The sequence below is a fragment of the Jongsikchunia kroppenstedtii DSM 45133 genome, assembly GCF_000380485.1.
Taxonomy (GTDB): domain Bacteria; phylum Actinomycetota; class Actinomycetes; order Mycobacteriales; family Mycobacteriaceae; genus Jongsikchunia; species Jongsikchunia kroppenstedtii.
In genome coordinates, this window is record NZ_AQYG01000032.1 from 1 (window position 1) to 14,732 (window position 14,732).

The following is a 14,732-nucleotide window of genomic DNA, read 5'->3' on the forward strand; positions in this document are numbered from 1 at the left end:
ATCTTCCCGGCCGCGTCAGCATCGGCCAGTACCTCGGCAAGAACGATGTCCCAGGTGCCGTCCTCGGCGTAACGGCGGTGCCGTTTCCACACCGTCTGCCATGGCCCGAACACCTCCGACGGCAGGTCACGCCACGGAATCCCGGTCCGGTATCGATAGATGATCGCTTCGACAACCTGCCGGTTGTTGCAGAACGGACGCCCTTGCCGCCCAACGTTTGACGGCAACAACGGCTCGATCCGCTCCCACTGCGCATCACTGAGCGACTCACACCTAGAACTCATCCACCGATCATCAGCGACCGATCACCCAATCATTAGGAGACACGCCCTAGCTGCGGCGGGCCGGAGCGTTCTGCCGCTGCCCGGTATCGGCGATTGTCCTCTCGGACAGGTGGCGGCGTCGAGAAAACATCGGGCCGGGATGTTTGAACAACGTCTTCGCGCCGTTCAGGGTGGCGTTCTTGTAGGTGATGGCCTTGTGCCCGGTCAGGATTCGATTCTTCGGCGACTCGTCGGCATTGAGGAACTGCACCAGGCCGTGCTTGCGACCCAGGCTGATGCACTCGTGGAAGTACCGGAAACGGAACGGGTTCGGGTCGCGTCCGGTCAACCGTGCGGCGATGATATCGGCGACCTGGGGGCCGGTGAATCCGCCACTGCGGCAACCCATTGCGAGCTCGTCACCCCAGCTGCCGGCGGCCGCCGCGGCATCGCCGATGACGTAGACGTCGGGATGAGATATCGACCGCAGGGTGGTGTCGACCAGCGCCCGGTCGTGCGAATTGACCGCCAGGCCCGCCTCGCGGGCCAGCGTCGGCACCCGGAACCCGCCGGCCCAGAAGCACATGTCGAAGTCGATAGCCGCGTCGTTGGCCAAGACCAGTTGATTCGCGGTGATCTCGCGAATTCGGACGCCGGCGATCACGTCGACCTCGAGCCGACTCAGTGTCCGGTCGAGGTAGTTGCGGGCCTTCGGGGACAGCCAGTGACCCGGCTGCGAATGACTGACCAGCAGCGTCTCGATATTGCTGTAGTGCTCGGCGATCTCGCTGGCGATCTCGATGCCGGTGAGACCGCCGCCGCAGACGACGACCCGCCCACCGGACTCCTGCAGCGCCGCCAGGTCGGTGACGGCGGTCTCGGCCGCGGCGAAGCCGGTCAGGTTGCGGGCGTGTTCGCCGATCCCGGGGACGGTGGTCGTGTCGATGTTGCTGCCCAGCGCGTAGACGAGTGTGTCGTAGCGTCGGCTTGTGACGCCGTCTTCGGCGACGATGGTGAGCTCGCGCCGATCGAGATCGATACCGGTTACCGATCCGATGACCACGTCGATCGCGCTCCCGCGGAGGAAGCGGGTGAGTGGCACCCGCACGATCTCCTGCCCGGTGGCCATCTGGTGCAGCCGCGGGCGTTCGACGAAATCGGGGAACGCGGTCACCAAGGTGACGCGTACCTCATCCTTACGGACTTGTCGGGCAAGGCGTTTCGCGGCCGGAAGGCCCGCATAGCCGGCGCCGACGACGACTACTTCATGCATCTCACTCGCTCCCTCTGCGTGTTGTGTACCGCTTTCGGTCTCACCCATAAGACGACGCAGCATCGGGGTCTGTGACACCCCTCAGCGCGGGCGGCGCCCACCGCGCAGCGGATGCGTTTCGGGTATCAGCGGAGCCAGATGCCGGAGCTTGTCGGGATTGAGAATCGAATAGACAGTGGCGATCCGACCGTCGACGATGTCGACCGTCAGCACGTTCAGCAGCTTGCCCTCGGTGTCGCGGACGAGCGCGCCGGGCTGCCGATTGATCAGGGTGGGTTCGATCCGCAGGTCGAACCGGGTCAGCACGGTCGAGACCGCGGACAGCATGCGGCGGACCGCGACGATGCCGACGAACGGCCGCCGGAACGACGGACCGCGGTCGCCGCCATCGCCGTACGCGATGACGTCGTCGGCCAGCAAGTCCACCAGCGACTCGACGTCGCCGAGCTCGATGGCTCGAAAAAAGCTGTCGGCCAACCGATTCCGTTCCTCTTCGGAGGGCTCGAAGCGTGGCCGTCGTGCACTGACCGCCTTGCGTGCGCGGGTGGCGATCTGCCGCGAGTTGTCCTCGGTCTTGTCGACGACCCGCGAGACCTCTCGGTAGGAGAAGTCGAAGACGTCGTGGAGCAGGAACACCGCGCGTTCGACCGGCGAGAGGCTTTCCAGCACCACCAGGAACGCCACCGAGAGGCTTTCGGACAACTCGGCATGCGCGGCGGCATCGGGCGGCGCCGCGTCGCCGGGGATCGGCTCGGGGAGCCAGAAGCCGACATACTGCTCGCGTCGCACGCGTGCCGAGCGCAGATGGTCGATGCTGAGCCGGGTGACCATCGTCGAGAGGTAGGCCTTCATCGACTCGACGGCCGCGGTGTCGACGGACGTCTGTACCCGCAGGAACGCCTCGGACACGATGTCTTCGGCGTCGGCAACGCTGCCGGTCATCCGGTAGGCGATCGAGAACAGCAGTGGCCGCAGTCGTTGGAAATCTGCGTCGTCATCGTGGCTGTCGTCGCGCTCGGGTGTCGGCATGGTCGCCTCCGTTCGTCCGCCGTACCAGTCAGACGACACGGCGCGAGCGATTGTGACAACGCAGCGCAAAAGCGGTGGTCACGGCCGCGGCGCGAGGCGTGTCGTCAGCCGGCGGATTCGGAGACCGCGCGATGGGGGCTTGCGATGGTTCCCTGCCGGTAGCGATCCGCGATCACCTCGGTCAGCCGGGCGTGCGCGCCGAGCGGCCCCGCGACCGCATAGTCCGGGGTGTGGACATCCAGATAGCGTTCCAGCCGATCGCTGAGGAGCCCGCTGGCGATCATGAACGGGCTGGCGATGAATCGGCGGGCCCCGGCATCGCGGAGCTCGTCGACAGCCGCCTGCAGTTGCTCGTCGCGACGGCCGACATCGGTGCAGAACACGGTGCGCACGTGGTGGCCGTCGAGCAGGCCACCGAGCTGCCGCGCATGCTGGTAGGCGACCGCATTGGTGGCAAGGTCGGTCGAACCGACAGCCGCACAGAGGATTCCGTCGCCCGGTCGCAGCTCGGCCTGACGCAGCCGGTCGGCCGCGGCGAACGCCAGCCGCGGATCGGCACCCAGCGGCGCGGTCTGCGTGACATCGAGGCCCGGATTCCGTTGCCGCGCAGCCGAGATGATCCCCGGCAGATCGACGCGCGCGTGGAACGCGTCCGACAGCAGCAGCGGCACCACGGTCACGGCGCCGGTCAGCGTCCCCAACGCGTCCGCGACGGTCGGCGTATTGAGATCCAGGTACGCCAGCCGCACGTCGGCATCGGGCAGTCGGTCGGCAACGCGATCGGCGATGCGCCCAGCGGTGTGGGCGAATCGGGGATCGCGGCTGCCATGCGCCGCCAACAGCAGGGTCATCGTCAGACTCGACTCAGGGGTGATGTCAGGACTGGGGCAGGTGCAGATGCTCCAGCGCGTCGCCGACCAGGCCGGCGCCGAGCGTGTTGCCGCTCTGCGGATCGATCAGCAGGAAGCTGCCGGTGTCGCGGTTGACCGAATAGTCATCGGCGGCAATGGCTTCCGCGGTGCGCACGCTGATCCGGCCGATCTGGTTCAGCTCGACCGCCTCCGGTCCGGCATGCACGGTGAGCGTCTGCTCGTCGAACAGCGCGTCGAGCGTCCCGATGATCGCCTGCGTGGTGCGGGTGCCGTGCTTGAGCAGCAGCCGCGCGCCGGGGCGCAGCGGGTTGTCGCCCAGCCAGCAGACCGTGGCGCTGAACTGGTTGATCGGTTCCGGCGCGTCGGGGACCGCGGCGATCAGATCGCCGCGGGAGGCATCGATGTCGTCGGCCAGGACCAGCGTCACGCTGCGGCCGGTATGCGCATGCGCGCGTTCGCCGTCGGCGGTGTCGATGCGGGCGATCGTGGTCTTGACGCCCGAGGGCAGCACGACGACCTCGTCGCCGACCGAGACCTCGCCGGCCGCGATCTGGCCCGCATAGCCGCGGTAGTCGGGATGCTCGGCGGTGCGCGGGCGGATCACATATTGCACCGGGAACCGCAGGCCGATCGGCCGCAAATCATGCGTGTTGTCGACGGTTTCCAGGTGCTCGATGAGCGACGGGCCGTCATAGTACGGCGTGTTCTCGGAGCGGCTGGCGATGTTGTCGCCGTGCAGCGCCGACACCGGGATCGAGACGACCCGGTCCGGGGCCCAGCCCAGCGAGGTGGTGAGTTCGCTGAAATCGTCGCGAATCGTGGCGAAACGCTCGGCGGCGTCGTCGACCAGATCGATCTTGTTGACCGCCAGCACCAGCTGCGGCACGCCGAGCAGCGACATCACGGCGGCGTGGCGGCGGGTCTGCTCGACGACGCCGTTACGGGCGTCGACCAACAGGATGACCAGCTGCGCGGTGGACGCGCCCGAGACGGTGTTACGGGTGTACTGCACATGGCCCGGTGTATCGGCGAGCACGAAAGACCTTGCGGGCGTGGCGAAGTAGCGGTACGCCACGTCGATGGTGATGCCCTGCTCGCGCTCGGCGCGCAGGCCGTCGACCAGCAGTGACAGGTCGGGAGTGTCCAGTCCCTTGTCGACCGAGGCGCGGGTGACCGCGTCGATCTGGTCGGCCAGAACGGATTTCGTGTCGTACAGCAGGCGACCCACCAGGGTCGACTTGCCGTCGTCGACGCTGCCGGCCGTGGCCAGGCGCAGCAAATCGACCTCGTGCGGTGCGACGGTGCCGCCGGCCGAGGCTGCGGTTGAGGCTGTCATCAGAAGTATCCCTGTCGTTTGCGGTCTTCCATCGCGGCCTCGGACACGCGGTCGTCGCCGCGGGTCGCGCCGCGCTCGGTCAGCCGCGATGCGGCGACCTCGGCCAGAACGGCATCGTTGTCGGCGGCATCGGACAGCACCGCGCCGGTGGTCGAGCCGTCGCCGACGGTGCGGTAGCGCACCGAAAGCCGCTGCAGCTCTTCGCCTTCGGCGGGTCCGCCCCAGGCGCCGGGGGTCATCCACATGCCGTCGCGCTGGTAGACATCGCGCTCGTGGGCGTAATAGATCGACGGCAGCAGCACCTGCTCGCGGGCGATGTACCGCCACACGTCCAGCTCGGTCCAGTTGCTCAGCGGGAAGACACGCACGTGCTCACCGGGCAGGTGCTTGCCGTTGTACAGGTTCCACAGCTCCGGGCGCTGTCGCTTGGGATCCCACTGCCCGAAGGCATCCCGGAGCGAGAAGATCCGCTCCTTGGCGCGCGAGCGCTCCTCGTCGCGGCGGCCGCCGCCGAACACCGCGTCGAAGCGATTGCTCGAGATCGCATCCAGCAGCGGTACGGTCTGCAGCGGGTTGCGGATGCCGTCCGGGCGCTCCTGAAGCCGACCGTCGGCCAGGTACTCCTCGACGCTCGCGACATGCAGCCGCAAGCCGTGCCGCTCGACGACGTCGTCGCGGAAAGCCAGCACCTCGGGCAGGTTGTGCCCGGTGTCGACATGCAGCAGCGAGAACGGCAGCGGCGCCGGCCAGAACGCCTTGAGCGCCAAGTGCAGCAGCACGGTGGAGTCCTTGCCGCCGGAGAACAGGATCACCGGCCGCTCGAACTCGCCGGCCACCTCGCGGAAGATGTGGATGGCCTCGGACTCGAGAGCGTCCAGCGTGGTGAACGAGTCGTTCTCGTCGACGATCGGCGCCGGGGAATCGGATGTGATGGTCATGCGTGCAACCCGCATTCTGTCTTGGCGCTACCGGCCCAACGGCCGCTGCGCGGATCGGCTCCCTCTGCCGGCTTCTGCGTGCAGGGCGCGCAGCCGATGGACGGATAGCCTTCGTCCACAAGGGGATTGACCAGGACGCCGTTGGCGTCGATGTAGTCCTGCATCTGCTCGTCGCTCCACGCGGCGATCGGATTGATCTTCACCAGTCCGAAGCCCTCGTCGAACGAGATCAGCGGCGCGTTGGCGCGGGTCGGGGCCTCGACGCGGCGGATGCCGGTGACCCATGCCCGGTAGCCCGACAGCGAATTCTGCAGCGGGACGACCTTGCGCAGGCGGCAGCATTCGGCGGCGTCGCGCGCGAACAGGTTGCGGCCCAACAGCTGATCCTGTTGCGCCACGGTGTGCTCGGGGGTCACGTTGACCATCTCGACGTCGTAGACCTGCTCCACGGCGTCCCGGGTGCCGATGGTCTCGGCGAAGTGGTAGCCGGTGTCCAGGAACAGCACCTTGAGCTTCTCGTCGTCCAGCAGCTCCGGATCGATCGCCTTCTTGGCGACATCGATCAGCACGGCGTCCTGCATGTTGGACGCGACGATGAAGTCATTGCCGAAAGTCCGTGCGGTCCACTGCAACAGCTCGTCGGCGGTGGCATTCGGGCCGAGTTCGGCGGCGCCGGCCTCGGCGATCTCGCGCAAGTCGGCTTCGATTCGAGTAGCGGTACTCATGTCATCGGCTCCTATCGCAGATCTTCTTCGTCGGCGCGGACGGCCCACTGTGCAAACCGTTCGCCCTCGTGGCGGTTCTTGACGAAATTGCGGACCACTCGATCGATGTAGTCGCCCAGGTCTTCGGTCAGCACCTTGTGCTGGCGCAGCTTGCGGCCGAAGCCGGAGTCGAGGCCGAGGCTGCCGCCCAAATGGACCTGAAAGCCTTCGGCGTGTTCGCCGTTGTCGAGCTCGATCAGCTGGCCCTTGAAACCGATATCGGCAATCTGCGACCGCGCGCACGAGTTCGGGCAACCGTTGATGTTCACCGTGATCGGCACGTCCAACTGCGCATTGATGTCGGCGAGCCGCTGCTCCAGCTCCGGCACCAGCGCCTGACTGCGCTTGCGGGTCTCGGTGAATGACAGCTTGCAGAACTCGATGCCCGAGCAGGCCATCAGGTTGCGGCGCCACGGCGACGGTCGCGCCGAAAGGCCAAGCGGTGCAATCGCATCGATCAGCTCTTCGACCTTGTCGTCCGCGACGTCGAGCACCACGATCTTCTGATACGGAGTGAAGTGGATGCGGTCGGATCCGACTTTTTCGGCCGCATCGGCCACGGCCGACAGGATGGTGCCGGACACGCGACCCGCGATCGCCGCGAAACCGACTGCGTTGGAGCCGTTCTTGAGCTTCTGCACGCCGACGTGGTCGCGTGGTGCGGTCAGCGGCTGCGGCGCCGGGCCGTCAATCAGCTTGCGCCCCAGGTACTCGTCCTCGAGGACCTGGCGAAACTTCTCCATGCCCCAGTCCTTGAGCAAGTACTTCAGCCGGGCCTTGCTGCGCAGCCTGCGATAACCGTAGTCGCGGAAGAGTGAGACGACGGCCTCCCAGACGTCGGCGACCTCGTCCAGCGGCACCCAGGCGCCGACGCGCTGCGCCAGCATCGGATTGGTCGACAGACCGCCGCCGACCCAGAGGTCAAGGCCGGGACCGTGTTCGGGGTGCACGACGCCGATGAACGCGATGTCGTTGATCTCGTGCGCTACATCCTGGAGGCCCGAGATCGCGGTCTTGAACTTGCGCGGAAGGTTCGACAGATTCGGATCGCCGATGTAGCGCGCAACGATCTCGTCGATCGCCGGGGTGGGGTCCAACACCTCGTCGACCGCATCGCCAGCCAGCGGCGAACCCAGCACGACACGCGGGCAATCGCCGCAGGCCTGGGTGGTCTTCAGTCCGACGCTCTCGAGTCGGCTCCAGATCTCCGGAACGTTCTCGATCTCGATCCAGTGGTACTGCACGTTTTCGCGATCCGACAGGTCCGCGGTGTCCCGGGCGAATTCGGTGGAGATCTGCCCGATGGTGCGCAACTGCGCGACGTTCAGCGCGCCGGCGTCGCAGCGCACCCGCATCATGAACTTGTCGGCCTCGAGGAGGTCGACGTGGTCGTCGCCGGTCCAGGTGCCGTCGTAACCTTCGGCGCGCTGGGTGTAGAGACCCCACCAGCGCAGACGTCCGCGCAGGTCCTGCTTGTCGATGGCTTCGAAGCCCTGGTTGGCGTAAATGTCTTCGACGCGGCCACGCACGTTGAGTGGATGGTCGTCCTTCTTGACCTGCTCATTGGGGTTCAGCGGCTCGCGATAACCGAGCTTCCACTGTCCCTCGGCGCGACGCTTCTTCGGTCGTGCGCGGCGGGTGGGGGGTGCCGGAGTGGCGTCGTTCGTCGACGTCATGGGCGTAATGCTCCTGGGCTGGATTCGTCCGAACGACGACGCTCATGCACGCGCCATCCGAACAGAGGTCGGTCGGGCTGAGTCGTGCGCGGGGCGAAATGTAGAAGATCCGGTGTCCGCGCGTCAGCGCAGACAGCAAGCGCTGTTCACGCGCTTGAGGTCGATATGCCGCCGTTCGGCGAGCCACACTCCCGGATTCACGCCAATCATGGTGCCAGATCCGCCCTTACCGCGTCTACTTGCGATTATTTTCATTCAGCGTGAGCAAAAGTCGTCTCGGAAGGGTTTCCCGGCGGCCATCGCCCTGCATTGACCTGCAACGCCGCCCATCCGGTCGGGATTCCCGATGCGGATAATGGATCCCGATGAATACGCTGAACGTGACGAGTAACACAGCCGTGCCGCTGGGGCTGTACCTGCATGTCCCGTTCTGCGCGACCCGCTGCGGGTACTGCGACTTCAACACCTATACCGCCGGTGAGCTGGGCGCCGACGGCGAATCGGGTCCGCAGCAGCAGTGGTTTACCGCGGTAAAGACGGAGCTCCGACTGGCTGCCGCGACCCTCGGCGGGGCGCGGCCGGTCTCGACGATCTTCGTCGGCGGCGGGACGCCATCCCTGCTCGGCGGCGCGGGTCTGGCCCGGCTGCTGAACCTGGTCCGCGACCACTTCACGCTCGCGCCGGATGCCGAGATCACCACCGAGTCGAACCCGGAGTCGACCTCGCCCGAGTTCTTCGCCGCGATCGCCGATGCCGGCTACACGCGGGTGTCGCTTGGGATGCAGTCGGCCGCGCCGCATGTCCTCGCCACCCTCGACCGCACGCACACCCCGGGACGCCCGGTCGCCGCCGCGCGCGAGGCGCGGGCCGCGGGGATCGAGCACGTGAATCTCGACCTGATCTACGGCACACCGGGGGAGGCCGACGCCGACCTGGGCCGTTCGCTCGACGCGGTGCTGGCTGCCGGGGTCGACCATGTGTCGGCCTATGCGCTGATCGTCGAGGACGGAACGGCGTTGGCGCGCAAGGTCCGTCGTGGCGAATTGCCGGCGCCGGATGACGACGTGCTCGCCGCACGCTACGAGCTGATCGACCGGCGGCTGCAGGGGGCCGGGCTGCGGTGGTACGAGGTGTCGAACTGGGCGTCGGACGATGCCGCGCGGTGCGCCCACAATCTCGGCTACTGGGACAGCGCCGACTGGTGGGGGATCGGGCCGGGAGCGCACTCGCATGTCGGCGGCACGCGCTGGTGGAATCGCAAGCATCCGGCGCGCTACGCCGAGATGCTGGCCGCCGGTGAACTGCCGGTTGACGGGTCGGAGGAACTGACCGAGACGGAAATGCACACCGAGCGGGTGATGCTGGCGATCCGTCGCCGCGAAGGGCTGCCGGCGGCCGAGCTGGATGCTGATGAGTCGAGTCGGATCGATCAGATCGTCGACGCGGGATTGCTTGTGCGCGAAGCGGATCGACTGGTGCTTACGGACCGGGGTCGCCTGCTCGCCGACGGTGTCGTCCGAGATCTCCTGGTAGCTCGAGCTCCGCAGTCGTGACCTCGTCGTCGGTGCCGGAGCCGGACGTCAGCTGATCGAGTTCGAGCAGGCGGGCATGGATCACATGCCGGCCCCGCAAGGCCGACCGCACCGCGCGATGCAGGCCGTCCTCGAGATAGATCTCGCCCTCCCACTGCACGGCATGGGCGAAGAGGTCGCCGTAGAAGGTCGAATCCTCGGACAGGAGCTTGTCGAGCGCCAGCACGGTGGTCACGGTCACCAGCTGATCGAGGCGCATCTGGCGGGGAGGGATCTTCGCCCAGTCGCGCCCGGAAAATCCGTGATCGGGGTACGGACGTCCGTCGCGCACACCCTTGAAGATCACAGCTGCACCCTAAACTGGATGGGCAGCGATGAAAAGCGACTGTTGGACAGCCCTGGGCCGCAGCGGCAAGTCGTCTCGAAGAGCGGGAGGTAACGGTGTCCACTACCGACGAACGTCGATTCGAGGTCTTGCGCGCCATCGTGACCGACTACGTCGCGACGCACGAACCGATCGCGTCGAAGGCCCTCGTTGAGCGGCACAAGCTGGGCGTCTCGAGCGCCACCGTGCGCAACGATATGGCCGTGCTGGAGGCCGAGGGCTACATCACCCAGCCGCACACCAGTTCCGGCCGCGTGCCGACCGACAAGGGCTATCGGCTGTTCGTGGACCGCATCAGCGAGGTCAAGCCGCTGTCGTCGGTCGAGCGTCGGGCGATTCTGAACTTCCTCGATTCCGGGGTCGACCTGGATGACGTGCTGCGCCGGTCGGTGCGGCTGCTGGCCCAGCTGACCCAGCAGGTTGCCGTGATCCAGTACCCGGTGCTGTCGACGTCGCGGGTGCGCCATCTGGAAGTGGTGGCGCTGGCGCCGTCGCGGCTGCTGCTGGTCGTCATCACCGACACCGGCCGCGTCGAGCAGCGGATCGCCGAGCTGGGGCAGGACCTCAGCGACAACGACATCGCTCGCATCCGAGACATGTTCTCCGCGGCGCTGGACGGTCAGCGGCTGGAGGCGGCCAGCCATGCCGTGGCCGAGCTGGCCAATCACGCGCCCGGCGACCTGCGACAGACGATCATCCGGGTGGCGACCGTGCTGGTCGAAACGCTGGTCGAGCGCACCGATGATCGACTGATCCTGGGCGGCACGTCCAACCTGACCAACGCCGCGGCCGACTTCGCGCTGGACTCCGGATCGATGCGATCGGTGCTCGAAGCGCTGGAAGAGCAGGTCGTGGTGCTCAAGCTGCTGGCCGCGACCCAGTCCAACGCGGTAACGGTGCAGATCGGGGAGGAGACCCGCACCGAGAACCTGCGTGGAGCCTCGGTGGTGTCCACGGGGTACGGTGCCTCCGGCACGGTGCTGGGCGGGCTCGGTGTGCTGGGCCCCACACGGATGGACTATCCCGGAACAATCGCGTCGGTCGCGGCCGTTGCCAGATATGTCGGCGAGGTCCTCGCCGAGCGTTGACGCCTGCGGCGTCGACCTCGCAGGTCCTGCACCGCCGGACAGATGAGTTTTGAGAAGAAATTGGGGTTGAAGGTCAGCCGTGGCACGTGATTACTACGCAACTCTGGGAGTGAGTCGGGGAGCGTCGGACAATGAACTCAAGCGCGCCTATCGCAAACTGGCGCGGGAGCTGCATCCCGACATCAACCCGGACGAGGCCGCCCAGGAGCGGTTCCGTGAGGTGACGACCGCGTACGAGGTGCTGAGCGATCCGGAGAAGCGGCGGATCGTGGATGCAGGCGGTGATCCGATGGCATCGGCGGGGGCCGGTGGCTTCGGCGGATTCGGCGGCGCCGGGTTCTCGGGCGGCATCAATGACGTCTTCGAGGCGTTCTTCGGCGCTGGCGCGGCTGGCGGCTCGCGGGGTCCGCGCGGTCGCGTGCAGCCGGGCGCCGATGCGCTGCTACGGATGCGGCTCGATCTGGACGAATGCGCGGCCGGCGTGAGCAAAGAGGTCACCGTCGACACCGCGATCCTCTGCGACGTGTGCTCGGGTGCGGGCACCAACGGCGATTCCAAGCCCGTCACCTGCGACACCTGTCACGGCGCCGGTGAGGTGCAGTCGGTGCAGCGGTCGTTCCTCGGCCAGGTGATGACCACCCGGCCGTGTCCCACCTGCGCCGGAACCGGCGAGACCATCCCCGACCCCTGCCGCAAGTGCGGTGGCGACGGCCGCGTGCGGTCGCGGCGCACCATGACCGTCAAGATCCCGGCCGGAGTCGGCGACGGAATGCGCGTGCGCCTGCAGGGGCAGGGCGAGGTGGGCCCGGGCGGCGGTCCCGCCGGCGACCTCTACGTCGAGATCTCCGAGCAGCCGCATGAGCGGTTCATCCGCGACGGCGACGACCTGCACTGCACCATCCGGGTGCCGATGGTCGACGCGGCGCTGGGCACCGAACTGACCGTGCCGACGATCCTCGGTGGCGAGGCCACCGTGAAGATCGACGCGGGCACCCAGCCCGGGTCGGTCACCAAGATCCGGGGCCAGGGCATGCCGCATCTGCACACCGGCGTGCGCGGCAACCTGCATGCGCACCTGGAGATCTCGGTACCGACGAAGCTCGACAAGCAGCAGACCGAGAAGCTGAAGGCGTTTCGGGCGCTGCAGAAAGATCACGTCGAGCTCGTAGACAGTTCGTCCGGCCGTGGCCGGTCGCGGGTGCGCAATATCTTCACGGGCCGCTAGGTCATGAGTCCGCCGCTGTTCTGGGTCGACGTGGTCCCGGCAGTGGGCGCCGTCGTCGAACTCTCCGGGGCCGAGGGGCGGCATGCGGTCACCGTGACCAGAATCGTTGCCGGACAGGAGATCACCGTGTCCGACGGCGCCGGAGTCGCAGCGCTGTGCGCGGTCGAATCGGTGGACGGCAAGGACCGGCTCACCGCGCTGGTGCGCGAGCGCACCGATACGCCGCCGGCCGCCCCGATCGTGACGCTGGTGCAGGCGCTGCCGAAGGGCGAGCGCAGCGAGTTGGCGATCGAGCTGGCCACCGAGGCCGGCGTCGACCGGATCGTCCCCTGGCAGTCGCAGCGCTGTGTCGCGCGCTGGGACGGCGGCAAGGCCGCCAAGGGCGTCGCCAAATGGCGCGGCGCCGCCGCCACCGCCGCCAAGCAGAGCCGGCGCAGCCGCATTCCCGAGGTCGACGACCTCGTGGTCGGGAAGGCGCTGGCCGAGCGGGTGGCCGAGGTGACCGCCACCGGCGGCGTGGTGGCGTTGTTGCACGAGTCCGCGACCGTCGGCCTGGCCGAACTTCCGGTTGATCAGGCGGCCGAGGTGATGCTGGTGGTTGGGCCCGAAGGTGGGCTGGATGATGCGGAACTGGACTATCTGACCGCGGCCGGCGGCCGGGCGATCGTGCTCGGCCCGCACGTGCTGCGGACATCGACCGCGGCGGCCGTTGCGCTCGGTGCCCTTGGCGTGCTGACAAATCGCTGGCAGTCGGCAGTAAACTGACGCTAATAGTTGACAGAGAAAGAAGAGGAGCGCCACCCTTCGTGCCAGATGACCCCGCTATTTCCCATATTGAAGTGTCGCCTGACGTCATCGTCGGGCTGCTGGGCACGGGAGATGTGAACCTGCGCGCGTTGGAGAAAGCTCTGGCCGCGGACATCCACGTGCGCGGCAACCGGGTCACCCTCCGGGGCGAGCCCGCCGAGGTCGCCGCGGCCGAACGGGCCCTCAGCGAACTGATCGGCCTGGTCCAGGGCGGCACGCCCATTACCCCGGCCGAGGTCCGCCGCAGCGTCGCCATGCTCAACGACGGGTCAGGATCGCCCGCCGAGGTGCTGAGCCTGGACATCATCTCCCGGCGCGGCAAGACGATTCGCCCCAAGACCGTCAATCAGAAGCGCTATGTCGACGCCATCGATCGACACACGATCGTCTTCGGTATGGGTCCGGCCGGCACCGGAAAAACCTACCTCGCGATGGCGAAAGCCGTTGCGGCGCTGCAGGCCAAGGCTGTCAATCGGATCATCCTCACCCGACCGGCCGTGGAAGCCGGTGAGCGCCTTGGCTTTCTGCCGGGCACGCTGAACGACAAGATCGATCCGTACCTGCGACCGCTGTATGACGCTTTGCACGACATGCTCGATCCGGAGGCCATCCCGAAGCTGATGGAGGCCGGGACCATCGAGGTCGCGCCGTTGGCATACATGCGTGGGCGGACTTTGAACGACGCGTTTATCATCCTCGACGAGGCGCAGAACACCACGCCCGAGCAGATGAAGATGTTCCTGACCCGCTTGGGTTTTGGGGCGAAGATCGTCGTGACTGGCGACATCACGCAGATCGATCTGCCGGGCGCCAACGAATCCGGGCTGCGTGAGGCCGCGCGGATCCTGGACGGGATCGACGACATCTACTTCGCGAACCTGACGAGCGCCGACGTGGTGCGGCACCGCCTGGTCGCCGACATCGTCGACGCCTACGGCAAGGCCGAGGAGTCGGGACCCAACCGATCGCAGCGCCGCGCCCAGGGAGGACGTCGATGAGCATCGAGCTGGCCAACGAGTCGGGGATCGAGGTGCCCGAGGCGATGCTCGTCGAGGTGGCGCAGTTCGCGTTGGCGCGGATGGATGTGCACCCCGGCGCCGAGCTGTCGATGGTGCTGGTGGACACCGAGACCATGGCGCAGCTGCATGTGCAGTGGATGGATCTGCCCGGCCCCACCGACGTGATGAGCTTCCCCATGGACGAGCTGAGTCCCGGGATGCGCCCCGATACAGCGGCGCCGGGTCCGTCGATGCTCGGCGACATCGTCCTGTGCCCGGAGTTCGCGGCGACGCAGGCCGCCGCCGCGCGGCATTCGGTCGATCATGAGCTGGCCGTGCTGACGGTCCACGGCGTGCTGCATCTGCTCGGCTACGACCACGCGGAGCCCGAGGAGGAGCGCCAGATGTTCGCGTTGCAGGGCCAGATCATCGAGGACTGGTACGACGAACGTCGACGTGCCGCCCGGTCCAAACATCTCGCCGATCGGGATGCGCAGCTGCTGCGCAAGACCGGCTTCGACGGCGGCGAGTGAGTACCGGTCGCCC

The 14,732-nt window shown here is 67.3% G+C and carries 15 protein-coding genes; 6 read left to right on the forward strand and 9 right to left on the reverse strand.

The window, feature by feature from the left end; translation table 11 throughout:
- From G341_RS0101845 to G341_RS0101880, 8 genes are all read right to left on the reverse strand, one after another.
- On the reverse strand, positions 1-284 hold a 284-nt coding region (locus G341_RS0101845; RefSeq protein ID WP_018177401.1), incomplete at its 3' end, for a transposase.
- Between the two features lie 46 nt (positions 285-330).
- A complete protein-coding gene (locus tag G341_RS0101850) occupies positions 331-1,536 on the reverse strand; it encodes an NAD(P)/FAD-dependent oxidoreductase (RefSeq protein WP_162140694.1) in 1,206 nt (401 codons plus the stop codon).
- Positions 1,537-1,617: 81 nt separating this feature from the next.
- Positions 1,618-2,565 (reverse strand): RNA polymerase sigma-70 factor, encoded by a 948-nt coding sequence (locus G341_RS20715; protein WP_051092573.1) that lies wholly within the window; start codon positions 2,563-2,565, stop codon positions 1,618-1,620.
- Positions 2,566-2,669: 104 nt separating this feature from the next.
- The gene (locus G341_RS20720; protein WP_018177405.1) at positions 2,670-3,416 is read right to left on the reverse strand and encodes a sirohydrochlorin chelatase; all 747 of its coding nucleotides are present in this window, start codon (positions 3,414-3,416) and stop codon (positions 2,670-2,672) included.
- A 25-nt stretch (positions 3,417-3,441) separates the two neighbouring features.
- On the reverse strand, positions 3,442-4,773 hold the full coding sequence (locus G341_RS0101865) for a sulfate adenylyltransferase subunit 1 (protein WP_018177406.1): 1,332 nt from the start codon (positions 4,771-4,773) through the stop codon (positions 3,442-3,444).
- Positions 4,773-5,726, reverse strand: coding sequence for a sulfate adenylyltransferase subunit CysD (gene cysD, locus G341_RS0101870; RefSeq protein ID WP_425402059.1), 954 nt, complete (start codon positions 5,724-5,726; stop codon positions 4,773-4,775). The genes G341_RS0101865 and cysD overlap by 1 nt, the downstream gene beginning before the upstream one ends.
- Complete coding sequence (locus tag G341_RS0101875) at positions 5,708-6,436, reverse strand: phosphoadenylyl-sulfate reductase (protein WP_018177408.1); 729 nt, start codon at positions 6,434-6,436, stop codon at positions 5,708-5,710. The genes cysD and G341_RS0101875 overlap by 19 nt, the downstream gene beginning before the upstream one ends.
- 11 nt (positions 6,437-6,447) lie before the next feature.
- Positions 6,448-8,151: a nitrite/sulfite reductase gene (locus G341_RS0101880; RefSeq protein ID WP_018177409.1), complete on the reverse strand. Its 1,704-nt coding sequence runs from the start codon at positions 8,149-8,151 to the stop codon at positions 6,448-6,450.
- Between the two features lie 365 nt (positions 8,152-8,516).
- Between G341_RS0101880 and hemW the strand changes: the two genes are divergently transcribed.
- Positions 8,517-9,704 carry a radical SAM family heme chaperone HemW gene (hemW, locus tag G341_RS0101885; protein WP_018177410.1) on the forward strand — a complete coding sequence of 396 codons (1,188 nt, stop codon included), beginning with the start codon at positions 8,517-8,519 and terminating at the stop codon, positions 9,702-9,704.
- On the opposite strand, the gene G341_RS0101890 is transcribed toward hemW, so the two are convergent.
- On the reverse strand, positions 9,631-10,029 hold the full coding sequence (locus G341_RS0101890; RefSeq protein ID WP_018177411.1) for a type II toxin-antitoxin system VapB family antitoxin: 399 nt from the start codon (positions 10,027-10,029) through the stop codon (positions 9,631-9,633). The genes hemW and G341_RS0101890 overlap by 74 nt on opposite strands.
- Positions 10,030-10,124: 95 nt before the next feature.
- On the opposite strand from G341_RS0101890, the gene hrcA reads away from it, so the two are divergent.
- From hrcA to ybeY, 5 genes are all read left to right on the forward strand, one after another.
- Positions 10,125-11,156, forward strand: coding sequence for a heat-inducible transcriptional repressor HrcA (gene hrcA / locus G341_RS0101895; protein WP_018177412.1), 1,032 nt, complete (start codon positions 10,125-10,127; stop codon positions 11,154-11,156).
- 79 nt (positions 11,157-11,235) lie between these two features.
- Entirely contained in the window at positions 11,236-12,381 is a 1,146-nt protein-coding gene (gene dnaJ / locus G341_RS0101900) for a molecular chaperone DnaJ (protein ID WP_026303136.1), read from the forward strand.
- Between the two features lie 3 nt (positions 12,382-12,384).
- On the forward strand, positions 12,385-13,146 hold the full coding sequence (locus G341_RS0101905) for a 16S rRNA (uracil(1498)-N(3))-methyltransferase (protein WP_018177414.1): 762 nt from the start codon (positions 12,385-12,387) through the stop codon (positions 13,144-13,146).
- A 5-nt stretch (positions 13,147-13,151) separates the two neighbouring features.
- Positions 13,152-14,186, forward strand: a complete 1,035-nt coding sequence (locus G341_RS0101910; RefSeq protein WP_155826713.1) for a PhoH family protein — start codon at positions 13,152-13,154, stop codon at positions 14,184-14,186.
- Positions 14,183-14,719, forward strand: a complete 537-nt coding sequence (gene ybeY, locus G341_RS0101915) for an rRNA maturation RNase YbeY (RefSeq protein WP_018177416.1) — start codon at positions 14,183-14,185, stop codon at positions 14,717-14,719. Before G341_RS0101910 ends, ybeY begins: the two co-directional genes overlap by 4 nt.
- Positions 14,720-14,732 lie beyond the last annotated feature (13 nt).

Coding starts and splice junctions, on each gene's coding strand:
- G341_RS0101850 (WP_162140694.1), bottom strand. CDS start 1,536: ATGCATGAAGTAGTCGTCGTCGGCGCCGGCTATGCGGGCCTTCCGGCC.
- G341_RS20715 (WP_051092573.1), bottom strand. CDS start 2,565: ATGCCGACACCCGAGCGCGACGACAGCCACGATGACGACGCAGATTTC.
- G341_RS20720 (WP_018177405.1), bottom strand. CDS start 3,416: ATGACCCTGCTGTTGGCGGCGCATGGCAGCCGCGATCCCCGATTCGCC.
- G341_RS0101865 (WP_018177406.1), bottom strand. CDS start 4,773: ATGACAGCCTCAACCGCAGCCTCGGCCGGCGGCACCGTCGCACCGCAC.
- cysD (WP_425402059.1), bottom strand. CDS start 5,726: ATGCGGGTTGCACGCATGACCATCACATCCGATTCCCCGGCGCCGATC.
- G341_RS0101875 (WP_018177408.1), bottom strand. CDS start 6,436: ATGAGTACCGCTACTCGAATCGAAGCCGACTTGCGCGAGATCGCCGAG.
- G341_RS0101880 (WP_018177409.1), bottom strand. CDS start 8,151: ATGACGTCGACGAACGACGCCACTCCGGCACCCCCCACCCGCCGCGCA.
- hemW (WP_018177410.1), top strand. CDS start 8,517: ATGAATACGCTGAACGTGACGAGTAACACAGCCGTGCCGCTGGGGCTG.
- G341_RS0101905 (WP_018177414.1), top strand. CDS start 12,385: ATGAGTCCGCCGCTGTTCTGGGTCGACGTGGTCCCGGCAGTGGGCGCC.
- ybeY (WP_018177416.1), top strand. CDS start 14,183: ATGAGCATCGAGCTGGCCAACGAGTCGGGGATCGAGGTGCCCGAGGCG.